General features: G+C 66.6%; 31 protein-coding genes, 1 pseudogene and 2 CRISPR repeat arrays. Of the genes and pseudogenes, 16 read left to right on the forward strand and 16 right to left on the reverse strand.

The genetic code is table 11. From position 1 onward, the window contains the following. Positions 1-122 precede the first annotated feature (122 nt). A CRISPR array of direct repeats spans positions 123-1,310; the repeat unit is 29 nt; unit sequence GTGCTCCCCGCGCATGCGGGGATGGTCCC. 273 nt (positions 1,311-1,583) lie between these two features. The 3 genes from test1122_RS17755 to test1122_RS17765 all read left to right on the forward strand — a co-directional run bounded on the left by test1122_RS17755 (position 1,584) and on the right by test1122_RS17765 (position 4,680). After that, on the forward strand, positions 1,584-2,036 hold the full coding sequence (locus test1122_RS17755) for a VOC family protein (protein WP_232270147.1): 453 nt from the start codon (positions 1,584-1,586) through the stop codon (positions 2,034-2,036). A 134-nt stretch (positions 2,037-2,170) separates the two neighbouring features. Continuing rightward, positions 2,171-3,265, forward strand: a complete 1,095-nt coding sequence (locus test1122_RS17760) for an MBL fold metallo-hydrolase (RefSeq protein WP_232270148.1) — start codon at positions 2,171-2,173, stop codon at positions 3,263-3,265. 191 nt (positions 3,266-3,456) lie between these two features. After that, positions 3,457-4,680: a cation:proton antiporter gene (locus test1122_RS17765; protein ID WP_232270149.1), complete on the forward strand. Its 1,224-nt coding sequence runs from the start codon at positions 3,457-3,459 to the stop codon at positions 4,678-4,680. A 118-nt stretch (positions 4,681-4,798) separates the two neighbouring features. Here test1122_RS17765 and test1122_RS17770 read toward each other — a convergent pair whose 3' ends face one another. The 3 genes from test1122_RS17770 to test1122_RS17780 form a co-directional block, all read right to left on the reverse strand. Beyond that, positions 4,799-5,119 (reverse strand): hypothetical protein, encoded by a 321-nt coding sequence (locus test1122_RS17770; RefSeq protein ID WP_232271962.1) that lies wholly within the window; start codon positions 5,117-5,119, stop codon positions 4,799-4,801. A gap of 217 nt (positions 5,120-5,336) precedes the next feature. Beyond that, positions 5,337-5,765, reverse strand: coding sequence for a VOC family protein (locus tag test1122_RS17775; RefSeq protein ID WP_232270150.1), 429 nt, complete (start codon positions 5,763-5,765; stop codon positions 5,337-5,339). A 76-nt stretch (positions 5,766-5,841) separates the two neighbouring features. Then, a complete protein-coding gene (locus test1122_RS17780; protein WP_232270151.1) occupies positions 5,842-6,132 on the reverse strand; it encodes a hypothetical protein in 291 nt (96 codons plus the stop codon). Between the two features lie 287 nt (positions 6,133-6,419). On the opposite strand from test1122_RS17780, the gene test1122_RS17785 reads away from it, so the two are divergent. Then, on the forward strand, positions 6,420-6,926 hold the full coding sequence (locus test1122_RS17785; protein ID WP_232270152.1) for a DinB family protein: 507 nt from the start codon (positions 6,420-6,422) through the stop codon (positions 6,924-6,926). 112 nt (positions 6,927-7,038) lie between these two features. Next, a CRISPR array of direct repeats spans positions 7,039-7,921; the repeat unit is 29 nt; unit sequence GTGCTCCCCGCGCATGCGGGGATGGTCCC. A 6-nt stretch (positions 7,922-7,927) separates the two neighbouring features. Here test1122_RS17785 and test1122_RS17790 read toward each other — a convergent pair. Next, positions 7,928-8,476, reverse strand: a complete 549-nt coding sequence (locus test1122_RS17790) for a CchlQ (RefSeq protein WP_232270153.1) — start codon at positions 8,474-8,476, stop codon at positions 7,928-7,930. A gap of 213 nt (positions 8,477-8,689) precedes the next feature. Here test1122_RS17790 and test1122_RS17795 point away from each other — a divergent pair, with 213 nt between their 5' ends. Next, positions 8,690-9,670 (forward strand): TIGR03557 family F420-dependent LLM class oxidoreductase, encoded by a 981-nt coding sequence (locus test1122_RS17795; protein ID WP_232270154.1) that lies wholly within the window; start codon positions 8,690-8,692, stop codon positions 9,668-9,670. A gap of 32 nt (positions 9,671-9,702) precedes the next feature. On the opposite strand, the gene test1122_RS17800 is transcribed toward test1122_RS17795, so the two are convergent. Continuing rightward, positions 9,703-10,236 carry a GNAT family N-acetyltransferase gene (locus test1122_RS17800; protein ID WP_232270155.1) on the reverse strand — a complete coding sequence of 178 codons (534 nt, stop codon included), beginning with the start codon at positions 10,234-10,236 and terminating at the stop codon, positions 9,703-9,705. Positions 10,237-10,449: 213 nt separating this feature from the next. On the opposite strand from test1122_RS17800, the pseudogene test1122_RS17805 reads away from it, so the two are divergent. Both test1122_RS17805 and test1122_RS17810 read left to right on the forward strand, forming a co-directional pair. Further along, positions 10,450-10,609, forward strand: a pseudogene (locus tag test1122_RS17805) (cytochrome c biogenesis protein CcdA); the annotation flags it as partial. 85 nt (positions 10,610-10,694) lie between these two features. Further along, positions 10,695-10,868, forward strand: a complete 174-nt coding sequence (locus tag test1122_RS17810) for a hypothetical protein (protein WP_232270156.1) — start codon at positions 10,695-10,697, stop codon at positions 10,866-10,868. Positions 10,869-10,899: 31 nt separating this feature from the next. Here test1122_RS17810 and test1122_RS17815 read toward each other — a convergent pair whose 3' ends face one another. Together test1122_RS17815 and test1122_RS17820 are read right to left on the reverse strand one after the other, a co-directional pair. Further along, the gene (locus tag test1122_RS17815; RefSeq protein WP_232270157.1) at positions 10,900-11,685 is read right to left on the reverse strand and encodes a slipin family protein; all 786 of its coding nucleotides are present in this window, start codon (positions 11,683-11,685) and stop codon (positions 10,900-10,902) included. Further along, the gene (locus tag test1122_RS17820) at positions 11,682-13,025 is read right to left on the reverse strand and encodes an NfeD family protein (protein WP_232270158.1); all 1,344 of its coding nucleotides are present in this window, start codon (positions 13,023-13,025) and stop codon (positions 11,682-11,684) included. Before test1122_RS17820 ends, test1122_RS17815 begins: the two co-directional genes overlap by 4 nt. 266 nt (positions 13,026-13,291) lie before the next feature. On the opposite strand from test1122_RS17820, the gene test1122_RS17825 reads away from it, so the two are divergent. Then, on the forward strand, positions 13,292-13,987 hold the full coding sequence (locus tag test1122_RS17825; RefSeq protein ID WP_232270159.1) for an ester cyclase: 696 nt from the start codon (positions 13,292-13,294) through the stop codon (positions 13,985-13,987). Positions 13,988-14,107: 120 nt separating this feature from the next. Here the strand turns inward: test1122_RS17825 and test1122_RS17830 are convergent, their stop codons facing one another. Continuing rightward, positions 14,108-14,497, reverse strand: a complete 390-nt coding sequence (locus test1122_RS17830) for a nuclear transport factor 2 family protein (protein WP_232270160.1) — start codon at positions 14,495-14,497, stop codon at positions 14,108-14,110. Positions 14,498-14,640: 143 nt separating this feature from the next. On the opposite strand from test1122_RS17830, the gene test1122_RS17835 reads away from it, so the two are divergent. Then, a complete protein-coding gene (locus test1122_RS17835; RefSeq protein ID WP_232270161.1) occupies positions 14,641-15,069 on the forward strand; it encodes an OsmC family peroxiredoxin in 429 nt (142 codons plus the stop codon). Positions 15,070-15,159: 90 nt separating this feature from the next. Here the strand turns inward: test1122_RS17835 and test1122_RS17840 are convergent, their stop codons facing one another. After that, on the reverse strand, positions 15,160-15,882 hold the full coding sequence (locus tag test1122_RS17840; protein WP_232270162.1) for a S1 family peptidase: 723 nt from the start codon (positions 15,880-15,882) through the stop codon (positions 15,160-15,162). 224 nt (positions 15,883-16,106) lie between these two features. Between test1122_RS17840 and test1122_RS17845 the strand changes: the two genes are divergently transcribed. From test1122_RS17845 to test1122_RS17855, 3 genes are read left to right on the forward strand one after another with little or no spacing between them, the layout of a single operon-like run. Next, a complete protein-coding gene (locus tag test1122_RS17845) occupies positions 16,107-16,904 on the forward strand; it encodes a basic amino acid ABC transporter substrate-binding protein (RefSeq protein WP_232270163.1) in 798 nt (265 codons plus the stop codon). Next, on the forward strand, positions 16,901-17,680 hold the full coding sequence (locus test1122_RS17850) for an amino acid ABC transporter permease (protein WP_232270164.1): 780 nt from the start codon (positions 16,901-16,903) through the stop codon (positions 17,678-17,680). The genes test1122_RS17845 and test1122_RS17850 overlap by 4 nt, the downstream gene beginning before the upstream one ends. Before the next feature lie 8 nt (positions 17,681-17,688). After that, the gene (locus tag test1122_RS17855) at positions 17,689-18,492 is read left to right on the forward strand and encodes an amino acid ABC transporter ATP-binding protein (RefSeq protein ID WP_232270165.1); all 804 of its coding nucleotides are present in this window, start codon (positions 17,689-17,691) and stop codon (positions 18,490-18,492) included. A gap of 47 nt (positions 18,493-18,539) precedes the next feature. Here the strand turns inward: test1122_RS17855 and test1122_RS17860 are convergent, their stop codons facing one another. Next, positions 18,540-19,055: a hypothetical protein gene (locus test1122_RS17860; RefSeq protein WP_232270166.1), complete on the reverse strand. Its 516-nt coding sequence runs from the start codon at positions 19,053-19,055 to the stop codon at positions 18,540-18,542. A 150-nt stretch (positions 19,056-19,205) separates the two neighbouring features. Continuing rightward, positions 19,206-19,568, reverse strand: a complete 363-nt coding sequence (locus test1122_RS17865) for a DUF192 domain-containing protein (RefSeq protein ID WP_232270167.1) — start codon at positions 19,566-19,568, stop codon at positions 19,206-19,208. A 118-nt stretch (positions 19,569-19,686) separates the two neighbouring features. Here test1122_RS17865 and test1122_RS17870 point away from each other — a divergent pair, with 118 nt between their 5' ends. Then, on the forward strand, positions 19,687-20,415 hold the full coding sequence (locus tag test1122_RS17870; protein ID WP_232270168.1) for a prepilin peptidase: 729 nt from the start codon (positions 19,687-19,689) through the stop codon (positions 20,413-20,415). A 492-nt stretch (positions 20,416-20,907) separates the two neighbouring features. On the opposite strand, the gene test1122_RS17875 is transcribed toward test1122_RS17870, so the two are convergent. Then, positions 20,908-21,183, reverse strand: a complete 276-nt coding sequence (locus test1122_RS17875) for a hypothetical protein (protein WP_232270169.1) — start codon at positions 21,181-21,183, stop codon at positions 20,908-20,910. A 338-nt stretch (positions 21,184-21,521) separates the two neighbouring features. Continuing rightward, positions 21,522-21,917, reverse strand: a complete 396-nt coding sequence (locus test1122_RS17880; protein WP_232270170.1) for a hypothetical protein — start codon at positions 21,915-21,917, stop codon at positions 21,522-21,524. A 188-nt stretch (positions 21,918-22,105) separates the two neighbouring features. Between test1122_RS17880 and test1122_RS17885 the strand changes: the two genes are divergently transcribed. The 3 genes from test1122_RS17885 to test1122_RS17895 all read left to right on the forward strand — a co-directional run bounded on the left by test1122_RS17885 (position 22,106) and on the right by test1122_RS17895 (position 23,522). After that, positions 22,106-22,375, forward strand: coding sequence for a winged helix-turn-helix domain-containing protein (locus tag test1122_RS17885; protein WP_232270171.1), 270 nt, complete (start codon positions 22,106-22,108; stop codon positions 22,373-22,375). 131 nt (positions 22,376-22,506) lie between these two features. Next, positions 22,507-23,328 (forward strand): helix-turn-helix domain-containing protein, encoded by an 822-nt coding sequence (locus test1122_RS17890; protein ID WP_232270172.1) that lies wholly within the window; start codon positions 22,507-22,509, stop codon positions 23,326-23,328. Then, positions 23,280-23,522 (forward strand): DUF397 domain-containing protein, encoded by a 243-nt coding sequence (locus test1122_RS17895; RefSeq protein WP_338423548.1) that lies wholly within the window; start codon positions 23,280-23,282, stop codon positions 23,520-23,522. Before test1122_RS17890 ends, test1122_RS17895 begins: the two co-directional genes overlap by 49 nt. A 58-nt stretch (positions 23,523-23,580) precedes the next feature. Here the strand turns inward: test1122_RS17895 and test1122_RS26845 are convergent, their stop codons facing one another. The 3 genes from test1122_RS26845 to test1122_RS17905 form a co-directional block, all read right to left on the reverse strand. Then, complete coding sequence (locus tag test1122_RS26845) at positions 23,581-23,907, reverse strand: SprT-like domain-containing protein (RefSeq protein WP_422397084.1); 327 nt, start codon at positions 23,905-23,907, stop codon at positions 23,581-23,583. 276 nt (positions 23,908-24,183) lie between these two features. Beyond that, on the reverse strand, positions 24,184-24,720 hold the full coding sequence (locus tag test1122_RS17900; protein ID WP_232270174.1) for a hypothetical protein: 537 nt from the start codon (positions 24,718-24,720) through the stop codon (positions 24,184-24,186). After that, positions 24,717-25,133, reverse strand: coding sequence for a hypothetical protein (locus test1122_RS17905; protein ID WP_232270175.1), 417 nt, complete (start codon positions 25,131-25,133; stop codon positions 24,717-24,719). The genes test1122_RS17900 and test1122_RS17905 overlap by 4 nt, the downstream gene beginning before the upstream one ends. Between the last annotated feature and the right edge of the window lie 229 nt (positions 25,134-25,362).

Raw genomic sequence — 25,362 nt, forward strand, 5'->3', positions numbered from 1 at the left:
AAGGCTTCCAAGCACCGTCGCTCGGGGAACCGTCGGGAGGAAGAAGAGTGCCTGAAATGTCTGAATCTCGGAAAGTGCTCAAAAATCGTGCACCGCCGTGCTAAACACACAGGTCAGGAAGTGTGCTCCCCGCGCATGCGGGGATGGTCCCTGCGGCGCCATCACCCACCACCATTGAGGAGTGTGCTCCCCGCGCATGCGGGGATGGTCCCGCGGAGCGGTTCATCGAGCTTGGAAGGCTCGTGTGCTCCCCGCGCATGCGGGGATGGTCCCCTCCCGCCGGATGTCTCCCCGGAGCTGTGGTTGTGCTCCCCGCGCATGCGGGGATGGTCCCCGTCGGCGCCACATTCCGACCGGTGAGGTCACGTGCTCCCCGCGCATGCGGGGATGGTCCCCGCCATGCCTGGCGGGCCCGCGGGATAGGGGGGTGCTCCCCGCGCATGCGGGGATGGTCCGCATGTCGGACACGCAGCCCAAGGTGACGCTGTGTGCTCCCCGCGCATGCGGGGATGGTCCCTCGACCTCCGCCGCCCGCATGCGGTCCCGTGCGTGCTCCCCGCGCATGCGGGGATGGTCCCCGCCGCCCTCAACCGTTGGCGAAAGCTCAGCGGTGCTCCCCGCGCATGCGGGGATGGTCCTGATCCGTGAGATCAAGCGCCGCGACCGGTACAGTGCTCCCCGCGCATGCGGGGATGGTCCCTCCATCGTCAATATCCAGATGGGCGGGGCCATGTGCTCCCCGCGCATGCGGGGATGGTCCCCGCGCCTGCCCCTGGCCCTGGATAAGCGCCCGGTGCTCCCCGCGCATGCGGGGATGGTCCCCCTCAGCCCTGGTCACGGTCTCCATGGACGTAGTGCTCCCCGCGCATGCGGGGATGGTCCCCGCGGCGAGCACGGTGCAGGTCCCCGGCGTGCGTGCTCCCCGCGCATGCGGGGATGGTCCCTCGGTGTCGACATCGGTCACCGCGGTGGTCAGGTGCTCCCCGCGCATGCGGGGATGGTCCCATTGATCCGGTGATCTCCTATGACGGTTTCGAGTGCTCCCCGCGCATGCGGGGATGGTCCCGACAAGGCGCCCCCAAGCCCCGTCTAGCTGAAGTGCTCCCCGCGCATGCGGGGATGGTCCCCGAAACGAAAGAGAGGTGGATCGTGAATCCATGTGCTCCCCGCGCATGCGGGGATGGTCCCCGCGACGCGAGGCCCCCGGCACGCAGGTACTCGTGCTCCCCGCGCATGCGGGGATGGTCCCGGGCGTTGAGCTGGTCGTAGAACGACTTCGGCGTGCTCCCCGCGCATGCGGGGATGGTCTCGGGCCCGTTGGGCGTCCGCTCTCCCAGGTGGCGCCTGCTGGGCTGAACAGGGCCGTCCCGACCGGCTGTCGGCGACTCTTGCCATCGCAGCTGACGACCCACCCAGTGATCTTTCCGGCTACACGTGCGTCCCCGGCCGTAGGACCTATGGCCGGGGACTCCAGGCCGATGTCTCAGGAGGGCCGCGTTCCTACGCTTTTGAGTGCGGCTGCTGGTCAGCGAGCCGCCGCGCACGGCTTCACAGCCGTGTTCGCCATGACGAAGGGGGAACCCGTGCCTGCCGACGGTCAGAGCCATATCCGTATCGCCCGCCCGTCTCGTGACCTCGTGGCGGTGGAGCGCTTCTGGAGCCGGGGACTCGGGCTGAGCGTGGTGTACCGCGCCGAGGGCGGCGAGCAGCCCGGGGAGCACGACCTGCTGATGCTGGGCTGGCCGGACGCGTCCTGGCACCTGGAACTCGTCCACGAAGCGGCCCGGCTTGTCGAACCGAGCCCGACCGATGAGGACCTCCTGGTGATCTACCTTGACGGGCAAGTCTCCGAGGAACTGGTGGCTCGTCTCGAAGGGCACGGCGGCAAGCGCGTACCGTCCCCCAACCCTTACTGGAACAGGTGGGGCGTCACGATCGTCGACCCGGACGGGTACCGTCTTGTGCTCTGTACGCGTGCGTGGCCCAGCGCGACGCCGCCACCTGGTGCGCCGACCGACGTGTTCGGCGGCATGTGAGCGAACTTGGACGATCCTCCCAACTTCCGCGCCACGGCCCGCTTCCTTTCGTAGGACTCGTTCATGCGTGTCGGCTGTTCGTGTTGCTCTACTTGTCCCCGCTCAAGCGACTGCTCGGCACGGAAGGGACCGTTATGCGCGTCTTTCGAAAAGCAACAGGGTTGACATCATTGAGTGATCGCGCGGTGGCCACGGCTCGTTCCGCGATTGACCGGCGGTCCTTGCTCGGAGGCTCCGTCGCACTCTCTCTCGGTCTTGTGGGCGGCTGCACAACCAAAAAGGAATCGGCGGCAGACGCAGCCGCCGCCGACAGTGGTACACCACCCGTGGTGAAGGTTTATCTTCTCGGCACCGGTGGGCCGGAGATGTCGACCACCCGTCAGGGGATATCGACGCTGATCGAGGCCAGCGGTCAGCGATTGCTGTTCGACGTGGGGCGCGGTGCCACACAGAACATGTACGAGTCCCGGGTGAACCCGAAGGACGTCACCAAGGTCTTTCTCACCCATCTGCACAATGACCATTACGAGGGCCTCGCATCTCTCTGGCTCAACCCGTGGTTCATGCTCAGCCGCAAGAAGAGCCTGGAGGTATGGGGGCCAGCAGGAACGACCGGGATGATCAAAGGCATGCGGGCCATGTACGAGCACGACCTGAATCAACGTTCGAACGACATCTTCAAGCAGGAGTACCTCGATATCCGCGTGCACGAGATCGAGCCGGGGGTCGCCTACGATGATGGCGGCATCAAGGTGACCGCCTTCACCGTCGAGCACAAGGACGGAAACCCTGCCTACGGCTACCGGTTCGACTACGCGGGCAAGTCCGTACTCCTGTCGGGCGATACCACCTATCACGAGAACGTCGTCTCGCACGGCGCGAACGTCGATGCACTGATTCACAACGTGATCGCATTCGATGAAGAGCTCACGAAATCAGGCAAGTTGAAGGTGGTTGAGGAGAAGCTCACCACACCTGAGCAAGCCGCCCGGGTGTTCTCCAAGGCACGCCCTCGAGTAGCGGTCTTCTCGCACATCGCGAAGAAGGGTCTGCACGGAGAAAAAGGAGACAAGGTCATCATGGACAGAACCCGGAAGGCGGGATACAGCGGTCCGCTGCACATGGGACAGGACAGGATGACCATCGAAATCGGCGACGACGTCAAAGTGAAGGCACCTGTCTCGACCAAGGGCCTGCCGGACCTGGACAGTCCCGAGGTCAAGCTCTGAGCGTGGACGGCTCCTGCTGACGAAGGGAGTCAGCAGTGAGCGAACGGGTGAGGGGCTGGACCGGGCGGGTGCTGCTGGAGTTGGCGGTTGCCCGGCCCGGCTCTCCCGCAGTGCCACTGGTTTCGGCCATCCGGGGGTTCCGGGCGACCGTATGGACATACCTGCGGTGGTGAACGGGCAATCGAACGGACATGTTGGACATTCTGCTGGTCGTTGCCGGCGCCCTCGCCCTCGTGGTGGCCGCGCTCTCCGCGCTCATCCAGCGCGCGCCACTGAGCGGGCCGCTGCTCGCCCTGCTGACCGGGATTCTTTTCGGCCCGGCGGTGCTGGGGGTCATCGACCTGCCCACCGTGGTGGAGGGACACAAGGAGTTGCACGAGTTCGCCCGCTTGCTGCTGGCGATCTCGGTGATGGCCGTAGCCTTGCGCTACCCGATCCTCGACGTGCGGTCTCGGGTGAGGCCGGTGGCCGTCCTCCTCGTCGCGGCCATGCTCGGGATGGCGCTGGTCACCACGGCGGTGTCAGCCGCTGTCCTGGGCGTCGGCCTCGGCGCGGCGGTACTGCTGGGAGCCGCCCTGTGCCCCACCGACCCGGTTCTGGCCACCAGCGTGGTCACTGGTGAGCCCGCCGAGAAGGGCATCACCGCCCGGACCAGACAGCTGCTCTCCCTGGAGTCGGGCGCGAACGACGGTCTCGCCCTGCCCCTGGTGCTCGCCGCCGTGGCGATCGCCGGGCCCCTCACCGGCACCGAGGCGCTGCTGGAGTCCCTGTGGCAGGTCCTGGGCGCCATCGTCCTGGGAGCGGTGGTGGGCTCGTTGGGCGGAAAGGTGCTGCGCGGCGCCGAAGCCAGGAGGACCGTGGAGTCCGGCCCCATGCTCATCTACACCCTGCTGCTGGCCCTGTTCGTGCTCGGTGCGGCCGGGGTGCTCCACCTCGACGGCATCCTGGCGGTCTTCGTCAGCGGTCTGGCCTTCAACGCGACGAGTTCGGCGAGTGAGCGCGCCGACGAGGACAAGATCGACGAGGCAGTCAACCGCCTCATGGTCCTGCCGCTGTTCACGGTCCTGGGTGCCATGATCCCCTGGCGGGAGTGGGGCGAGCTGGGATGGTGGCGCGGCCCTCTGCTGGTCCTCGGCGTGCTGCTGCTGCGCCGGCTGCCGGTCCTGCTCGCGCTCAAGCGGCCCCTTTCCCTGACCTGGCGGGACGCCGTCTTCCTGGGCTGGTTCGGTCCCATCGGCGTCTCGGCGCTGTTCTACCTGACCATGGAGGCTCACCGGCACGGCGCCGACCCCCTAGTACTGGCCGCCGGAACGCTGGTCGTCGCCGCCAGCACCGTCGCACACGGCATCACCACGGCACCCGGCCTGACCCTCTACCGCAAGAAGGCCGAGCGGGCTGGGGACACCACGCAATGAGCCTGCTGCCGGTGCTCCTCGGGTGGCGCCCTGGTCGCGGTCACCTGGCTGAACTGTCCCAGCGAGCTGCGCTTACTGATTACTTTCTCATGCATCTGGGATGCCTAGACACCGTTTCCTATGCGGTCCCGGGACCGTCGAGGAAGCGAAGCAGTACGGCGGCCTCCGCACGGAGCTGCGTGGCTCGGTCAGCGTGCGCGGGCGCAGTCAACTGCGCTGCAACGTCCAGCCGTACGGCGGCCTCGGCGCGCACGACATCCACCACGCCGCGCTCGCTCAGCTCACGCCGCGCTGCTTCGGTGACGCCCACACCAACCGGCGACTGCTCAAGGGCCAAGCCGCGGAGTTCAGCTTCGTCCACGGGCACCGCCTCGGCGTTGTCCAGTGCAGCGAGTGCTGCGCGCAGGGCGCTCACCGCGGCCTTGTCACGGGCGCGCATCGCTGCCGGCAGTGCTTGACGCATACGAAGACGTACAGACATACCGGTGACCTTATGGCGGCGGCCCTGGACCCACAACGCGATATACGTGCAGCATCAGGCTTACCGCCAACCGAGGCGCTACACCCCCGACAAGATCGCGAAGTCAGACTGGAGTACTAGGAGACCAGAGAGGTCCAAGGGAGGCGGCTCCCCACCTCGCCGACTCGGAGGATGCTCAGTCGAGACAGAACTCGTTGCCCTCGATGTCCTGCATCACGATGCACGAATCATTGCCGTCATACAGGAGTTGCACGCGTACCGCGCCGAGCGGGACCAGTCGTGCGCATTCGGCCTCGAGCGCGGCCAGGCGCTTTTCCCCCACGAGTCCGGTACCGACCCTCACGTCAAGATGCAGCCGATTCTTGGCGACCTTGCCTTCGGGGACGCGCTGAAAGTACAGTCGCGGGCCCACACCTGAGGGATCACTGCAGGCGAACCATGAACCCTGATCCTCGGAAGCCTGGGAGCGGTTGAAATCGTCCCAAGTGGCGAACCCCGCCGGTGGCGGCGGTACGACGTACCCCAACACCTCGCACCAAAAGCGAGCGAGACGCTCAGGTTCCGCACAGTCGAAGGTGACTTGGAACTGCTTGATCGATGACATCGGCGCACCATAGCAGGGGGGCTCTGTTGCTCATCTCCCGGCAGGAATCAGCACGTTGTCGGGAGGACGGTCCCTGCTAGCCGCTGCTGTGTCGTGCGGTCGCAGGGGTGAACCGATGTCGGTGCCTCTTGGGACGGGCACTTTGGACTCTGGGGCCGGTTGGTGTGTCGGGGGCTGTGCCGCCGGGGGTGCCCGGCATGTTGTCGGCGGTGTGGGCGGTGATGTTGTCGGTTGTGTTGTGGGCGCCGGTGGTGATGTCGGTGGGGGCGGCGTTGGCGGGTTGTTTGAGGGTGCCGGTGAAGTCGATCAGGTCGCCGTTGGGGATGAGGAAGGTGTTGTCGGCGGTCATGACGGAGCTCTTGGGCACGCCTGCTGTGGTGCCGTTGGGGAGGTCGATGGTGGTCTCGCCTGGGGCAGGTTGATGTCGTGGAGGGGTGCGGTGGGCGCGGCCGGAGCTCGCCGTATGGCTGCCGCCCGCGAGGGCTGCCGAGGTAACCAGGAGGCGGTGGACACAGCCTGGAAGAACGGGTCTCAGGGGTCGAACCCAATCTGCGGAGCCCGGCCGACGGCGTGACGGCTTACACGGCCGCGACGACTTTGGTGGCTCGCGCACACGGAGACTGTTACGCGTCTCGTTCTCGAAGGGAGTTACCAGTGACCGCCGAACGGATCGGCCCGCCCCTCGTCGCAGGTGAGCGGGAGATGCTGCGGGCCTTCCTCGACTACCACCGCGCAACGCTCGCTATGAAGTGCGACGGTCTCTCTGACGTGGATCTGCGGCGTCAGTCGATGCCGCCGTCGAGGCTCTCGCTGCTCGGCTTGGTGCGGCACATGGCCGAGGTGGAGCGCGTGTGGTTCCGCCGGGTGATCAACGGGGAGGATGTTCCGCTCGTGTGGTCGGACGAGGGCAACTTCCAGGTGGCGTACGACGCGAGTGCGGCTACGCGGTCGGAAGCGTTCGACGCCTGGCAGGCGGAAGTTGAGCACGCACGTCGGATTGAGAAGGATGCGGCGTCGCTTGATGTCACCGGCTTCCACCCCAAGTCGGGTGAGGAGGTGTCGCTCCGGCTGGTGATGCTGCATCTGATTCACGAGTACGCCCGCCACAACGGCCATGCGGACTTCCTGCGCGAGGGAATCGACGGGGCCGTCGGGGCCTGAACGAAGGAAACCCACCCGGTCAGGGGTCCCAGGCGCCATGCCTGGTATGCCCGATTCTCGGAAAGTGCTCGAGAATCGGGCCCCGTCGTGCTAAACACACAGGTCAGCTAGTGTGCTCCCCGCGCATGCGGGGATGGTCCCATTTGTGGATCGTGTCCGGCAAAATCATCGAAGTGCTCCCCGCGCATGCGGGGATGGTCCCTCGGTGGCAGGCTGGCCGTTCAGCTCGACGCCGTGCTCCCCGCGCATGCGGGGATGGTCCCACCGCCAAAGACAGAGCGGCAGTCCTCACGACGTGCTCCCCGCGCATGCGGGGATGGTCCCGCGGACAAAACCGGGATGGCGATGGCGGCTTAGTGCTCCCCGCGCATGCGGGGATGGTCCCGAAGTTACTGTCAAGCGCAGGGAAGGCAGTGAGTGCTCCCCGCGCATGCGGGGATGGTCCCAAGGCCAGCCGGGACACCGCACGCAGGGTCAAGTGCTCCCCGCGCATGCGGGGATGGTCCCCGCCCCAAAGCATTCATCAAAGGGGACGCGCCAGTGCTCCCCGCGCATGCGGGGATGGTCCCCACCACCGTGCAGGCCGGGGCTTCGACCCCGGGTGCTCCCCGCGCATGCGGGGATGGTCCCAAGGACGGCCGCCCGACCGGGCTGTGGGGCAAGTGCTCCCCGCGCATGCGGGGATGGTCCCGACGGCACGGTCGGGGGCTCCGGCAATCACAAGTGCTCCCCGCGCATGCGGGGATGGTCCCTCGTCGGCGATCATGCGGTGGGAGGGAAGCGGTGCTCCCCGCGCATGCGGGGATGGTCCCGAGCCACACGACAAGGTCAGGCCAGGGGAGGGGTGCTCCCCGCGCATGCGGGGATGGTCCCTCGGCCTCGACCTCGACATACAGGAACACGACGTGCTCCCCGCGCATGCGGGGATGGTCCCGGGCCAGGATTGGCCTCCCGCTGAAGGGCGGCGTGCTCCCCGCGCATGCGGGGGTGGTCCCTGCCGTTCACGTTCCCATGGTGACCAGTCCTTGGCATATCGGGCATCGGTCTTTGCCATCCCACTCACCCCACCCGAAAGCTGCGGGCGAAAGGGACCGGTTCTCAAGCTCTTTGCGTACAGCCACCCGGTAGGCCCAGACAGTGCTGATGTAGGGATGATAGGCGTCATGGAAGGCGGGTGATGTCTGCGAAGCCCCTGCCGCGACAACGCGCTGAAGATTGCGGAGCTGTTCGAACATCGCCTGTCCGGCGCTGGCGACGGCGGTGGTCGCGTCGATGAACAGTCTTTCGCGCAGTTCATAGATCGCGGCATCGCTCAGTGCCGCGCGAGTGGACGCGTCAAGGTCTCTTTCGGCGTCTGGGGCTTGGGCGATTTGGCGTAACCGTGTGTGGCACACCCCGGTGGCGGTGATGAACTCGATGTACACTGCCCGCCGCCGCGCCTTGACGCCGCGATCCTCTTCGTGACGACCACGCAGGTAGTCAGCCAGAACGGTGCCGGAAATGGCAATAAAGCCACCTGTGACCGTCGCGATGAGCGTCCCCCAGTTCATGTCTGCCCCCAGCAGCGATCAGGCGTCGGAGTCCGGGACTCTACGTATAGCTTTTCTTCCGGTGCCAGTGGGGCCCTTCGAACAGGTCGGTCACGCTCGCGGAGAGGCGGCGCATGCCGAGCTTCGACAGTCGGCGGTCACCGTTACGCGCCTGGTGAGGCGGGTACCTCTGCGCAGACGAATGGTTTGTGCGCGAGGAATGAGGAAGATGAGATGAAGGTTGGTTACAAGCTTGCTGCCGAATCTTTCAGTCCCGCTGAACTGATTCGACAGGCGGTCCTGGCAGAGCAGGCGGGCTTCGATTTCGTCGAGATCAGCGATCACTACCACCCCTGGCTCGACAACCAGGGCCATTCGCCCTTCGCCTGGACGGTGCTGGGCAGCATCGCGGCCAAGACCTCGCAGATCGAGCTGGCGACTGGCGTGACCTGTCCGACCGTGCGTTATCACCCGGCGATCATCGCTCAGGCTGCCGCCACCCTCGCCCTTGTCTCGGACGGGCGCTTCGTACTCGGAGTCGGCTCTGGCGAGCGGCTCAACGAGCACGTAACCGGTCAGGGCTTCCCGGGCGCCATCAGCACGCGGCACGAGATGCTCAGGGAGGCCCTGGAGATCATCCGGCTGCTGTGGCGCGGCGGCTACCGGTCGTACGAGGGCAAGCACCTGCGGCTTGAGGACGCCCGGGTCTTCGACCTTCCGGAGGAACTACCGCTGATCGCGGTGGCCGCGAGCGGCCCGGCGTCGACCCGGATCGCCGCGGAGCTCGGCGACGGTCTGTTCGCCACCGAGGACAAGCCGGAGATCGTCCAGCAGTACCGTGACGCAGGCGGCACCGGGCCCCGCTACGCGGAGGTTCCGATGGCCTGGGCACCCGACGAGCACACCGCGGCGAAGGCCGCCCGGGAGACGTCGCGCTGGGCTGTGACCGGGTGGAAGGTCATGAGCGAGCTGCCCAACCCGGTCAACTTCGACGCGGCGACCACGACCGTGCGCGAGGAGGACATCCTCGAGAAGTTCGCCTGCGGCACCGACCCCGCCCGGTACGTCGAGGTGGCACAGCAGTTTGTCGACGCGGGCTTCGACAGGCTGGTCATGCAGAACGCCGGGCCCGATCCCGACGGTTTCATCGACTTCTATCAGCGGGAACTTGACGGGTTGATCAGGCAGTTGCAGCCGACCAGGGCACGGGCCTGAACCACACGGCAGACCTCGGTCGCCCGGTTGGTTCACGCATGGAACTCGGTGAGATCGATGGTGTGGACGCGCAGCGGGAAGCCGTATACCGGGTGTGTCGTCTCGCGCTCCGGCACCATGCCGAGCTTGCGGATCACGTTCTCGGAGGCGGTGTCGCCCAGTCGGGTGATGCTGATGACGCGGTCGAGGCCGCGATCCTGGAGCGCGAACTCCAGTGTTGCCTGGGCGGCTTCGGACGCGTAGCCCTGGCCCCAGAAGGGTCGGCCGAGCCGCCAGCTGATCTCTACGGCGGGGAGCACTTCCGGCAGGTACTCGGGTACGGACAGGCCTACGAAGCCGATGAGCTCGCCCGAGGCCAGCAGTTCGACGGCGAAGAGGCCGAAGCCCTCCTCGTCCCATTCCTCCTCCCACCGCTCGATGTCTTCTGCCGTCTGGTCCAGGTCCTGGACCGAGCCGTCGCCGCTCAGGCGCATGACCTGCGGGTCTGCGTTGATCTCCGCCATGGGGGCGAGGTCATCGTCGTCCCAGCGGCGGAGGAAGAGGCGGGGGGTGCGGATCTCGGTCATGGGCCCATCCTGTCGGAGGGGAGGCCCCAGGGGTAATCGGTGCCCGACCGTGCTGCCGGTGCCACGTGGCGTGGGTCGGTGAAGACCAGCAGGATCTGCTCAGCCAGCTGCCCAAGTGGTTCGGCACTGCCGTCAGCTGAGCGCGCAGTTGTGGCTTGAAAGGGTGGGACCTGTCTCCGGCCGAGTTCGGCGCGGTCCGGTGCCGTACCCCGCCAGGCGAGTGCGGGGCGGGGTGCCTTTCTGATGGCCGTCTACTGTCTCGGGCTCGGGATCCCGTTCATCGCGGTCGCCGTGGCGTTCCGGCGTGCCCTTGGCGCCTTCGGCTGGATCAAGCGTCACTACGCGTGGGTGGCGCATCGGCGGCTCCCTCCTGCCGTACTGGTGTCCGACTGTGGTGTGTACGCTGTGCCGCTGGCCATGGGCCGCGATTGCCGCCAGGAACAGTGGAGGACACGAACATGAGCACAGCCGCCGCTCACACCGAGCATCCGCCCATCTACGGGGAGCTGGTGGATGAGTTCGGCGACGTTCCGGCGGATGTACGGGCCACTGCTGAGCGGGTGGTTCGGGAGGCCCGGGAAGCGGTGGCGTGGGCTGGGCGGGCGCGGACGGAGTCAGGGGCTGCGATCTAGACATGCGATCTAGACAGCGGTGTGGGGCGGTCTAGCCGCGTTCCACCCGGACGTTTCCCTCTCTGTCGGGGCGCATCATGTCGACGAGACGGAGGATCTCCATCGGCAGCGGGAAGATGAGAGTGGAGTTCCGCTCGGAGGAGATCTCGGCCATCGTGGACAGGATCCGCAGATGGAGGGCGGCAGGGTACCCTTCGAGCCGCTCGGCGGCATCCCGCAGCTGGCCGGCGGCCTCGAACTCGCCCTTGGCATGGATGACCTTGGCCCGCCGGTCGCGCTCGGACTCGGCCTGCCGGGCCATGGCGCGGCGCATGGTCTCCGGTAGTTCGACGTCCTTGACCTCAACCAGGGTGACCTTCACCCCCCAGGGATTGGTCACGTCGTCGATGATCTGCTGGAGACGCTGATTGATCTCATCGCGGTTGACCAGCAGTTCGTCAAGGTCCACCTGGCCGAGGATGCTGCGCAGTGTCGTCTGGGCGATCTGCGAGGTCCCCTTGACGTGATCTTCGATCGCCACAACGGAGCGGTTGGGGTCGACGACGTTGAAGTAGGTCACGGCATTGACCCGGACGGTGACGTTGTCCTTGGTGATGACGTCCTGTGGCGGGATGTCCATGGTGATGGTCCGCAATGAGACACGGACCAGGCGGTCGACGACGGGAATGATCAGGAATAGCCCAGGGCCCTTGGCGCCGATGATGCGACCCAGACGGAAGATCACTCCGCGTTCGTACTCGGGAACGATGCGTACGGACATCATGGCGAGCAGCAGAATGAACGCCACGGCGATGACGATGGCGAGCGTTGAGTTCATGGCTGGTCCTCCTCAGTAGGGCGCCGGGTCCCGGGCGGCTCGGCGCTTTCGACGACGAGGGTGAGGCCGTCGAGTCCCACGACCCTCACGTTCTGTCCCTCCGCAACGGGCATGTCGTCCTGGCCACGGACCTCCCACCACGCCCCGTCGAGGAACACCTGGCCGGTGGTGCCACTGGTGCGGCGGACCACCGCCTCCAGGCCCACCAGGGCCTCCGGGCCGCCCGTCGGTGGGCTGCGGCGGGCCCGCCAGGCGAGGCGGCCCGCGAGCAGCGTGCCGCCTCCCACGACGAGCGCGGTCGGCCACAGCACGGCGGGATTGACGCCGAGCTCACCACGGAAGAGGAAGATCCCGGCAAGCAGCAGTGACACCGTTCCCCCGGTGGCGAAGATGCCCACCCCAGGGGTGATCACTTCGCCGATGAACAGGGCCGCGGCCAGCAGAAGAAGCAGCAGTCCAGCGATGTTGAAGGGGAGCACGCTCAGCGCAATGAAGCCGAGGATGAGCAGGAGGGCCCCGGCGATACCTCCGAAGCCCATGCCGGGGTTGGCCAGCTCGTAGATGATCGCAAGTGTGCCGATCGACAGGAACAGAAACGCCAGCTCGGGGCTGGCCAGCAGCTGGCGCAGATCGCCGAAGAAACCGAGCTTATGGTCGACCACTCGCGCTCCGGCTGTGCGCAACGTCGTCTCGTCTCCCGGGGCGAGGAGCACCCGGCGCCCGTTCAGCTCGCGGAGAAGGGCGTCGCGTGAGGCCGCACGCACATCGGCCACCTCCATCCGCAGGGCCTCCTGGGCGGTGATCGCGGTACCCTCGCGCACCATGTCCTCGGCGAACTCGGTACTGCGGCCCCGTCGTTCGGCGATCGAGATGGCGAAGGCGGCTGCGTCGTTGACCACCTTCTCGCTGGCCTCTTCCCCTTCGCCGGTGACCGGGGTACCCGCCCCAAGGTGGGTGCCCGACGCCATCGCCAGGATGTGTGCCGACAGGCCGATATAGGCCCCGGCCGAGGCCGCGCGCGCACCGGACGGGGTGACATGGACGATCACCGGAATGTCCGCGCCGAGGAATACCTGGACGATCTCCCGGGTCGATGTCAGCAACCCCCCTGGGGTATCGATCTCGACCAGGAAGGCCGTATGGCCATCACGCTCTGCGATGCGCACCCCCTCCTTGAGGTGATCGGCGATCACCGGGGTGATGGTGTCGTCGACACGGGTCGCCAACACGGTCGGCGCCTGGGCCGCAGCCGTCGACGGAGCGGCTATCAGACAGGCGAGCGTGACCAGGAGCGTCCTGGCAAGGAGCCGGACCAGCGAGGAGGTGCGGCCTTGGGGCATGGGAGACCCCCTTGTCCCCGTCACGTCGAGCTGGCTGTATCGCGTCAGCGTGCGGTCCCTCGGCGGTGGAGAGAATCCCTGGCCCTCTCCGGGTACCCGGGTGGGCTGCGATGACGCCGTCCGTCGCGGGGGTGCGGGCTGAGGCTGGTCCCAGCTGCGGAGTGCGGAGTGGACCGCCCAGTAAGTGGTGACAAATCCGACATGCTGCTCTAATCGGGTACGGCCTGAAGAGGCCTTCAGGCCGTACCCGAGCGGCGGGAGACGCCATGACATTCGTGCAGGTCATCGACTGCAAGACCAAGCAAGTTGAGCAACTGAACAGGCTGATGGACGACTGGGTCGCGGCGACCCAGGGCAAGCGGACGGCGACCCACTCCATGCTGGGGCGGGACCGTTCTGACTCCACGCACATCGTGGAGATCGTGGAGTTCCCCTCCTACGAGGAGGCGATGAAGAACTCGAAGCTGCCCGAGACCGACCGGATCTTCCAGGAGATGGTGGCGGCCTGCGAGGGGATGCCCACGTTCACGGACCTCGATGTGATCCGGGACGAGCAGCTGAACAAGATGTCGGTCCGCACCTTCTTCGAGGAAGTGATCAACAACAGGAACCTCAACGCGGCGGACGAACTGTGTACGGCCGATTACCGGGAGCACGACACCGCCCTCTCCTCGTATGACCTCGGGCTCGCACAGGCCAAGGAGGAGAACCGGCAGATCCTCGAGGCGTTGCATCCCACGCTCACCATCGAAGGCATGGTCGCCGAAGGTGACATGGTGAGCGCGCGGATGTCCTTCAAGGGCCGTCATGTGGGCCCGTACCAGGGGCTGGAAGCCACCAACCGGGAAATCTCCGGGACCGGCCACGTCACCTTCCGCTGCGTCAGCGGAAAGATCGCGGAGAGCTGGTGGAACTGGGATGAGCTCGGGCTGATGCAGCAGTTGGGCGCCATCGAAGGGTAGGACGAGCGGGCGGGTGGCGTACGCGGCTCGTACGTGCCACCCGCCCCTTTCCGCTGCACCGATGCGATGTGCGGCTCCTCCCCCAGACTTCGTCCGGGGGGACCCCCAGCGTGGCGGGGGTCAGGACCAGAAGGTGTCGGAGGCTTCGATGTTCTCGGTGAACTCGTCGATGTCGCTGATCTTGCCTCCGGTGATGGTGAAGAGCAGCCCCTCGTGCAGTTCGATGCCCCGGTCCTGGCGCTCATAGCGGTTATGGGACACCGCCAGGACGTGTCCGCGTCCATCGGTGAGCATGGTGACCGGACCGAATTCCATGTTCTTTATCAGGTCGCCGAACTGGCGGTACATCTGGAGAACGGTGTCGCGGCCCTTGTAGTGGCCCGCCAGCGGATGCGTGCCTGGCACATGGTGCATAACGTCCGCGGTCATCATCGCGCCCGCGGCGTCCAGGTCCTTCATACACGCGTCCCACCACTGGCGTACCAGGGTGATGTCCGGGTGCTCGCTCATGGTGACTTCCTCCCTTCATCTTCATCATCTGCCGGGTCAGCGTGACTGTCCATGACAGCTGTGTGTTATCAATTCGACACAGTCAGTAGGGGGCGGAAGGATGGCGACCGTCGCCATCCGCGCATCCCCGGAAGGAATCACTCATGGCCGCCACACGCACCGCGAAGACGCACTGGGAAGGCAATCTGCTGGAGGGCAAGGGGACCGTTGATCTGTCCTCCTCCGGTATCGGCAGGTACGACGTGAGCTGGCCCGCCCGGACCGAGAAGCCGAACGGCAAGACCAGCCCGGAAGAGCTGATCGCTGCGGCCCAGTCCGCCTGCTTCTCGATGGCCCTCTCCCATGGGCTCGCCGGTAAGGGACACACGGTCGCGTCGATGGACACCCAGGCCGATGTCACCTTCCAGCCCGGGGAGGGCATCACCGCAATCGCCTTGAGTCTCCGGGCGAGCGTTCCTGGGCTGTCACGGGAGGAGTTCCAGGCCGCGGTGGAGGACGCCAAGGTCAACTGCCCGGTGAGCCAGGCGCTCGCCGCGGTCAAGAACGTCACCGTTGCTGCCGAGCTGGTCTGAGGTACGGGCCTACGGGGGCCAGGGTTGAGCCGTGACCCGCCTGGAGTCTGGCGCGGGTCACGGCTCTTCGGCTCGGCGCGTGGCTGAACCTCAGTAGCCGACCCTCAGCCGGTTCTCGGCGAGGATCGGTACGACCGGCTGGTAGAACGTGGTGCCTCCGGTGCGGCAGTTGCCGCTGCCGCCGACCAGGACTCCGATCGCGGCGTCGCGGGTGATGGCCGGGCCACCGCTGTCGCCGGGTTCCGCACAGAGGCTGGCCCGGATGAGTCCGTGCACGGTGCCCTCGGGGAAGGTGACCGACTGGTTCACCGCGACGATCGTGCCGCAGTGCCACCCGGTGGTGTTGCCGAAGCGGCAGAGTGACTCACCGACGACCGGCTGCTCCGCTCGGGTGATCCTGACCGCTCCGCTGCCGCTGCCACCCCTGATCTCACTGGGGTAGGAGAGGCCGGGGTTGGTGTAGCGGACCAAGGAGTAGTTACGGCCCGGGAAGTGCGCCACCTGGGTCACCCCCACCGGCACGGTCAGCCCCGGATCGGCGTACCACTGGGTGCCCGCCTCTCCGCAGCGGCCCGGCAGGATGCCGTAGAAGGTGGTACTGGTGGTGGAGTTGGTGGCGTCGGTGGCGTTGAAGCCTATGGTGCAGCGGCTGGCAGGGCCGGGTCCGCTGTAGAGAACATCCCCGCCGCGTACGGCTGGTGGCTCGGTCGCGGCAGCGGCGGGCGGCGCCGCCAGGGTGAGGGCCGCCAGCATGAGGCCGATGAGGCCTATGACGCCGGAGATGGCCGTGTGGACGGCGGTGCGGAGACTCATGGCGCCTCCTGTGGGGTGGTGGAGGGTGGGCGCGCCGTCATTGTGGTCGGGCCGGGGCGGGGCCGGGAGGGCGTGTTCAAGACATCCGGAGAACGGTGTCCGTTACCCGGTCGCAACCTTCGGAGCGGTTGCACGGCGTCTTCGCGGTGGCAGGATGCCCGGCACACCTTTCCGATCTTGTCGGGCTGTTGAACGTCGTTCGTCGCTGCTCCCCTGGAGGAACTGTGTCATCGCGTAAGCCCCTGCCTCTCATAGCCGCCGCCGCGTCCGTCGCGTTGCTGGCCACCGCCTGCTCCAGTACCAAAGCCACCGGTGAGGGTGGCGATGAGGTGCGGCTGGTCTCTTCCGGCAAGCTCATCACCTGCACTCATCTCCCGTATCCGCCCTTCCAGTTCAAGGAGGGCAAGAAGATCGTCGGCTTTGACGTCGACCTCATCGATCTGGTCGCCGAGGAGCTGAACGCCAAGCAGGAGATCGTGGATACGCCCTTCGAGGGCATCCAGTCCGGCGAGGACCTGAACGCGCGTAAGTGCGACCTCGCGGCCGCCGGAATGACTATCACCGAAGTCCGGGAGGAGAACCTTGACTTCTCCGATCCCTACTTCGCGGCCACTCAGGCGCTGATCACCAAGAAGGGGGCGCCATACGGCTCGCTGGCCGACCTCAAGGGCAAGAAGCTCGGTGTGCAGCAGTCCACCACGGGTGAGGAGTACGCGAAGAAGGAAGCGAAGGGCGTCACCACGGTCCAGTACGAGGACCTGGCGCTGCTCCTCACCGCGGTGAAGACCGGCAAGATCGCTGCGGGCATCAACGACAACGGTGTGCTCTTCGACTACGTCAAGCAGAACCCGGACACCGAAGTCCAGGCGGAGTTCGACACCGGGGAGGAGTACGGCTTCGCCGTACAGACCGGCAACGACGCACTGCGCAAGAAGATCAACGAGGTGCTGACGGCCGCCAAGGACGACGGCCGTTACGACAAGATCTATAAGAAGTGGTTTGGCACGGAGCCCAAGAAGTGACCCGCCGCCAGCGGGCGCGGCTGATACGCGGCGGCCAGTACGGCGTACTGGCCGCCGTACTGCTGGTGTTCGCGTTGGCCGCGGACTGGGGCGAGCTGCGCCGGGCCTTCCTGGATCTGGAGGTCGCCAAGGCCCAGTTCCCGGAGGTCATTACCACCGCGCTGGTCAACACCGTGATCTACACTGTGCTTGGCTTCTCCTTCGGGCTGACCCTGGGCTTGGTCCTGGCGTTGATGCGGCTGTCCCAGGTGCCGCCGTACCGCTGGCTGGCCATGGGCTATATCGAGTTCTTCCGCGGTGTGCCCGCGCTGCTGGTGTTTATCGCGCTGGGCTTCGGCGTGCCGCTCGCCTTCCAGGTGGCGATCAACCAGTACGTCACGGTGATGCTCGCCCTCGGGCTGGTCGGGGCCGCCTATATGGCCGAAACCATCCGGGCCGGGATTCTGGCGGTGCCCAAGGGGCAGAGCGAGGCGGCCCGTTCGCTGGGGATGTCGCAGTCCCGGGCGATGATCTCGATCGTGATCCCGCAGGCGTTCCGGATCGTACTGCCGCCGCTGGCCAATGAGCTCATCCTGCTCACCAAGGACTCCTCGCTGGTCTATCTGTTGGGACTGTCCATGACGCAGTACGAGCTGGCCAAGTTCGGGCGGGACGCGCTGAACCAGCATCGCAGCCTGACCCCGATTCTGATCGCGGGGCTCTTCTATCTGGCCATCACCATCCCGCTCGGCTATCTGGTGCGCCGGCTGGAGGCCCGTACGGCGAGGGCCCGGTGAGGGGCGGCATGGCGACGAAGGAGGCACAGGTGACCGGGGGCGACGAGGCCATACGTGATGAGGCCATACGTATCGAGGGGCTGCATAAGTCCTTCGGTGAGCTGGAAGTGCTTCAGGGCATCGACATCACCGTGCGGCGCGGCGAGGTGGTGTGCGTCATCGGGCCTTCGGGGTCGGGGAAGTCCACGCTGCTGCGGTGCGTAAACCTCCTTGAGGAACCGACATCCGGGACGGTGACGGTGGCTGGGACGGAGGTCACCGATCCGGATGTGGACATCGACCGGGTGCGGCGGCGGATCGGGATGGTCTTCCAGGCGTTCAATCTCTTTCCGCATCTGACAGCGCTGGAGAATCTGACGATCGCCCAGCGCCGGGTGCTGGGCCGGGGGAGGACAAAGGCGGAGGCCGTCGCCCGGCACAATCTGGAACGGGTCGGGCTCATCGACAAGGCTTCGGTGCATCCGGCCAAACTCTCGGGCGGGCAGCAGCAGCGGGTGGCGATCGCCCGGGCGCTGTCCATGGAACCGGAGCTGATGCTCTTCGACGAGCCGACCTCGGCGCTCGATCCAGAGCTCGTCGGGGATGTCCTCGCGGTGATGCGCACGCTGGCGGATGAGGGCATGACGATGCTGGTCGTCACCCATGAGATGAGCTTCGCGCGGGAAGTCGCCGACCGGGTGGTCTTCATGGACGGCGGTGTGATCGTTGAGGAGGGCGCACCGGAGCAGGTGGTCGGTGATCCGCAGCACGCTCGCACCCGTTCCTTCCTCGCCCGGGTGGTTGATCCGGCGGCCGCCGAACTGTCTGAGTAGCCGGGCTTCCCAGTGAGTTGCTCCGCTGGCTCAATCGCCTGGGACGGTCAGTCGGCGGCTGACCGCATCGCCGGTGACGGTCGCGTGAGGAAGAACGGGACCAGCAGCAATCCGAAGAACAGCAGGTGCGCGAGGAGTCCGAAGATCTGGAAGGGGAGGTGGAAACCCGAGAAGGCCCGGAAGAGAATCCGGCTCAGGATATGAAGGTTGACCACCCACATCGCCAGCCCATAGCCGACCGCGCCAGCCACCAGCACACGGACGGTGCGTAGCCGGGGCACCAGCAGCACCGCGAAGGCCATACCGAATCCCAGCGACAGCATGGTGTGCGTCACCAGCCCCACCATCGCTTCCGCCGGAGTCTGTACCGGCGCACTGGACGCATGAAAGACGGTCGCCATCATGTACAGCGGGGAGACCGCCGGCATGCCCAGGGCCACGGCGAACCACATGTGCGCCAGCAGGAAGGCCACACCGGCCACAAGACCGGCAGCCGCCCCGCGGGTCAGCAGACCGCCCGGGTCGAGCGGGCGTCGTCGCCCCACGCTGATCACGTCGGTCATGCGCGGCATGCGCAGAGTGCTTCCCATGCGACCCGGAACCCGGCCGCCTGTGGCGAGGATTCCCCTGCGGGGCAAGGGGGCGGCGGGTTCCTCACTGTGGGGGAACGAGGGCCGGGCGCGCGGCCGGTACACGAGAAGGTGTTCGCCCGGTCACGGCGCTGCTGGATACACGCTCACCCGTACGCCCGGGCGCAGGCCCCAGCCGCGCATGGCACCCGCCTCGGCCTCCAGGACATGGCGGGCCCGCAGGCGCGGAGCGCCCAGACGGCCCGGCGGCATCGTCCGCACGGACAGCACGCGCAGTTGCCGGTCGAGGTGGGCGACATCAATCGGGAAGCGCATCCGGAACGTATGCACACTGCCGGCCGGGGTCAGCAGCATCGCGCCGTCGATACCCTCCCGCCCCAACAGGCCGCGGGTGCGGGCGCGGTAGGAGGCCGCGATCTCCAGCGGCACGCTGGTACCGGCCACCCGGAGCGTCGCCGGGCCGTCCCGCCAGCGATCAGTCGGCATAGCTGTCCCCCGGATCCTGTACAAGTCGGTGAGCCCGTAAGGCTACTGGGGCCCGTGGGCCCAGGCCCTGGGCCCACGGGCCCATGCCGCGCCGGCAAGGGGTACGTACGCTCGGCCTGTGCTTCTGCCACTGATCGTTCTGGTCGCGGCGGCCTATGGAGCCGTCGCCGGGCTGTTTCTGCCGCGCCCCGCCTACCGGCTCGCCGTAGAGCCGGAGGAGACCTGGCGTGCGGAGTGCCCCGGCGGTCATCCGCTGCCCGGGTGGCTGGGACGGAGCCGGTGCGAAGGGTGCGCGGGGCAGGCGTACGGGCCGGGGGCGGCCGGGCTCGCCGTGCTGACCGCGGTGATCTGCGCGGCGCTGGCCGGTGCGGTGGGGGCGCGGCCGGAGCTCGCCGTATGGCTGCTGCTCGTACCGGGGCTGATGCTGCTCGCCACGGTGGACTGGCGGGTGCACCGGCTGCCGGATGTGCTGACGCTGCCGCTCGCCGGGGGAGCGGTGGCCCTGCTGGGGGCCGCCTCCCCGCTGCCGGGGGCGGGCGGCAGCTGGACGGGGGCGCTGCTGGGTGGGGCGGTGCTGAGCGGTGTCTACTTTGTGCTGTTTTTGATAAATCCGCGAGGTATGGGGTTTGGGGACGTCAAGTTGGCAATCACACTCGGGGTCGCTCTTGGGTGGTACGGCTGGGATGTGCTTTTCGCCGGAGCCTTCGCGGGCTTTCTCCTGGGGGCGGTGTACGGATTGTCCCTGGTCCTGGCGGGTAGGGCCGGGCGTAGGACGGCGATGCCGTTCGGGCCGTTCATGGTGGTCGGCGCGCTTGCGGGGGTGCTGCTCGGCGGACTCTCGGTGTGAAACCCGCCGCAGGTGCACAGAGCACCCCCTCGGAGGGGCTATGGTGGAAACCCCCCCCTCGGGCCGGTCCGTATCCCCCCCACGGACCGGCCCGCTTTTTTGTGTCGCCGTCGGCGTTGTTCCCCAACCCCGCCCCTTCCCGAAACTGGGGGCTGCCGCCCCCAGACCCCAAGTGTTGTGGGCACACAGACAGTTCATCATGGGGGGCAGCATCTGACCTGGGGAAAGGGCCGTTTCGGGGCCAGAATACCGCCTGGATACCGTTACCAAGCCGTGATGATGGGTGTCCGGTTCGTCACGGTCCGCGCATGGGAAGCGCCCCGGAGAGTCGAGCATCCGGGGCGCTGAGGGGCCCTGCCTCGGGTGCTGACCGTCCTAAGGGGGCACCTGAGGCGGGGGGTGTACTACGTCACCTGGTGACGTAGATGGGCATGTCGACCATGGAGCCGATGACGACGATGTTCGCGAGAGTCCACCCGCACCCGGACCCGGTCACCGCGTCTCCTCCTTGCTGCCGGACGCGGCGCGCGCGGCGGGCTGGTGGCAGTGACAGCGGCACGGCTCATAGCACACACCCTCAACGGTGGAGGTCCGCTCTTCCGCTTCCTCGCACTGCCGGTGGGTCCCGATCCTGCACTCATACGACCGGTACGGATTGCGGCTGACAGGCGCGGCGGCGTCTAGCGCGTCCGCCACCCGCGCGTCCCTGTCGACCCAGCGGAGCCCATATGCGTCCCGGTGCAGCCCCTTGTGACCGCGACCGAGCATGCACGGCACGCGCCCCCTACCCGCCGATGTGCCGGAGCTCGAACCGGGCCGATGTGCGGGGCATGGGTCGACCAGGCGGACGCTGCCAGAATCAAAGCCCCTGGTAGGCGCAGTGTCATTTGTTTTCTCATGCTCGGCATCCGCCGCGTCCGGGCCGCTGAACAGTTCCCGTAGGGCATCTGCGGCAAGGTCGACGCTGAGCGCTTCCGCCAGTTCCACGGTGCCGAACCACGATCGTCCCGCCGCGTCCTGGTGGTGCCATCCGTCGTGGCCGATGGGGAGCACGCACGCGTCAGATCCGGCACATGCCGGGGGGCGGGCTCCACAGTAGGAGGCAGTCATCGCGCACCACCCATGGCGTGAATGTCGCGGCGGTCGAGATCGATGCCCCAGTAGTAGGCGGCAACCAGGGCGGAGCGGCGTGCCCGATGGATGGCACTTTCTGACACAGGTACACCCTGCCAGTACGACGCCGGACAATAGGGCCGTACGGGGCTGGACGCGGGCAGGGGCGCCTTTCCGGCCGCGTCAGCCGCCGCGTCAGCCGCGTACGGGCTCTTATGGCGGGGCAGGGGCGCCACGCTCTGCCGGTGGTGGGTGGTGGCTACCGGCAGGTGGGTGACCGGCGCCGGGGTATAGCGCCGCTTCCCCCTTGCCGGGAGCACCACCGCCAGGATGGCCACCAGCACGGGGCTCAGTGCCCGGTCGACCGCATGCAGGATACGGTTGGTCATTGTCAGCAACTCCTCAGCAGTTGTTGGCCACGGCCCCGGGGATGTGAGCGCATCCGCCGGGGTTCTTCTGTGGCCTGGTTTTTGGTTGGAAGTCTTGACGCTACTACCCTTTGCGTCCCCATGCACCCCCATGATTGGGGACGCGTCCCGCCGATGCGGGATGTGAGGGTACGCGGCACCGTGAAGACATGACTGACTTGCCGCAGTACCTGTACATGGAGCTTGCGGACCGGATTGCCGCTGAGATCAAGGCTGGAAGTCCACCGGTAGGTGGTCGCCTGCCGGGCGAGCGTGAGATGACCGAGATCTACAGCGTGAGTATCGGCACGGTTCGGCGTGCCGTGCAGGAACTCCGTGACCGTGGATTGGTAGCCACACTCCCGATCAAGGGCACGTACGTGATCCGCGCCGAACCGCCCGCCACCACTGACCAGGACGACGACGCCAGTCGGGGTTAGCCGAGAATCGGACAACATGGGGGATGCCGTTCCTGTGGGTGATGAGTCAGTTACGAGACTCAACGACGGGGGTAGGGGCTCACCAGTGAGAGCGCGTCCCTAACTGGCATCTAGAAACGGGCGGTTGTGCGATGACAGAGCGGGATCAAGACGACAAGCTGACGGCGCGTCAAGTTCTCGGCAGTATGCTGCGGCATCTCAGGGAGCGCGCTGGTCTGTCGCTGAGGGACCTGGCGGCAGAGACGACGTACAGCTACTCGTACCTAGGTCGCGCTGAGACAGGCGATCAGCTCCCGTCTGACGCACTGGTCAAGGCACTCGACACACGGTTCGAGATGGGCGGGACGTTGGTCGAAATGCTCGACCTAGCTCGGGAAGGTTCCGTTCAGGAATACGGTCGCAAGGCTGCCGCTCGGGAGATGAAGGCCGAACGCATCCAGGTCTGTTCAAGCAGCCGGGTTCCAGGCCTACTACAGACCGAGGACTACGCACGCGCGATGTTCCGGACCACGCGGCCAAAAGCGCCACCGGAGTACTTCTCTGCGGCCGTGGCGGACCGAATGCAACGGCAACGAGTCTTCACGCGCGAGGAGCCACCGCCGTACTGGGCAATCATGGATGAAGCCGTACTAGCGCGCGCAGTCGGTGGTAGTGAAGTCATGGCGGCCCAACTCGCGCATATCGTGAAAACTGCGGAGAATCCTGACCTAACCATTCAAGTGATTCCGTATTCCCATGGTGCGTACCAGATGCTGGGAGGAAGCTTGACGCTCCTCACCGCGCCTAGCGGCTCGACCATCGCATACGTGGAAGGGTTCGCTACGGGCGAGTTGGTAGAGTCCCCTAAGCGAGTTGTAGAACTTACGCAGCACTTCGATATGGCACGTGGTATTGCACTGCCTGAATGCGAATCGCTGGCACTTATCCAAGATTATGCGGAGGGTTACCGGTGACCAATACTCCCGACTTTGAGTCGGCCAAGTGGCGCAAGTCCACGTATAGCGGTGGTCTTGAAAACGAATGCCTCGAAGTTGCTGACGACTTCCCCGGCGTGGTGCCGGTACGTGACAGCAAGCGTCCCGGGGGCCCCGTCCTGGTGGTCCCTGCCGCGTCATGGGCCGCGTTCGTCGAGCACGTGAGGGACTAGCGCAGACAGCAAAGAGCGCCCCTGTACCGGCCAGAAGGTGACCGGTACAGGGGCGAAGTTACAGGCGCCGTTGATATTGCGGCCAGTTGGCCAGGGTTGCCCGGCAAGGCGCCCTCAGGCCCAGCTCTTGCGACAGGCGTCGGGCATGCCGGGCGAAACGACGGCCGTGCGGCATGCACCACGGGCCGCACGCGACGTGAATTGACTCATGCAGTAGCACATCTCGGAGTCGCTGTTGCGCGGCAGGCGAGCCACCGGGGACCAGTGCTGCGGACACCCTCACCGTTGTCCAGGTGGTGTAGCCCGTAGTCATCGCCAGCGCACCGCACGGCAAGCCATGCACCCACATGAGCGTGACCACGGGCAGCCTCCCCGACCAGTGCATCGCGTCGATCTCCTGCCACACGGGGAGCAGTTCGCTACTCAGTGGGGTACCGCTTCGCCATCAGATCGCGCTGAAGCCGGACGTTGGCGGCGCCGGAAGAGGCAACACGGGCAGCACGTCGGCGAACCCTCGCGAGCTGCTGATGTTCAGCGACCCGCTCACGCACCCACCGAGCCCGCGCCTCGGAAAACTGAGAGCCGACCGGCGTTCCCCATTCCGGCGGGAATGAGCCCACGCCGCGTACACCGTCACCACGTTCGGTCTCCATGGAGGACATCACATCACCTCCGGTCCGGCCGGAATCTTCGCCTTGGGCGGGCCCGCGAGCTTGCCCACCACAGCGGCGGCGATCGAGCCCTCTTCGGCAGGAGTGACGTAAGCCAAGTTCACGTACGGTCCGGGCCGCTTGTGCCGTCGCTCGAACTGGGCACCGGCGTGCGCATACGCCGCGCCACGGGCCTCGGCGACCTCGGCAGGGGTAAGGCCACCCCACGCGCCGAACACGTCGCTCTTGCCCGCCCTACGCCGCCTCAACCGCGACTCGGCGGTGTCCGCAGCATCCTTCGCCGCTGCCGAACGGTCCCGCACCCACTCCTTGCACTGCTGCCGGATCTCGGCTTCCTTGATCCTGTGGTCATGGGCGGAGCGCAGCGACCCATTTACCAAGCTCCGAGCGTCGCCCACCGAGACGGACGGCCTTCCAGCCCAGTCATCGGCGACATGCACGCCCAATTCACGGCACTCGGCGATCAGGTCTGTTTTCTTCGGCATCCGCCCCGCGATCTCCACCAGCGTAATCATCTGTTCATTCATATAGCTTCCCCTTCGCTTGCCGTGCCGATTAGCAGTTCAACACGGCGTGCGGCGCGCCGTGCCCGGACTTCATCCAACTGGCTTTCGTCTTCTCCGGTCTCGCCCAGTTGGCCCATGACAACACCCAGTTCCCGGCACAGGCCCGGAAGGCTCGGCGGGTCACCGTCTATAGCCTTTGCCAGGCGCAGCGCAACCCTGCCCATAACCGTTTGCGCACCACCGGCAGGGCCGGGCGGCATTTTGTCTACGAATTCGGCCACCGCAGACGCCACCGACTCGCCCTCGATTGCCGCCACGCTGCGCGTATCGATTCCGGCATGACCACAGCGGTCTTCAATGCACAGCGTGTGGTCTCCCCGCCTGTGTGCACGAGAACGCCTGGAACGCAGCGCTTCACTGTCCGGTCCTTTCATCGCCTCCCCTTTCGTGCGTGACAATTCCCAGTGTGCCACGCAGAGATGGATACAGAAGAGTGGGCATGGGGTCTCCAGGACAGCCAGCATAAAAAACGATCGTGCTCCCCGCGCCTAGCCGCTCGCATTCGCGAGACCCTGGATGCTTTCACCAGTCCTGCGATGTCTTCAACGCCTTGACGATTGGTCCATTACTGCGTTCCTGGTTGCATGCCCTTCCGCACGCTTC

The sequence above is a fragment of the Streptomyces gobiensis genome (assembly GCF_021216675.1).
GTDB lineage: Bacteria > Actinomycetota > Actinomycetes > Streptomycetales > Streptomycetaceae > Streptomyces > Streptomyces gobiensis.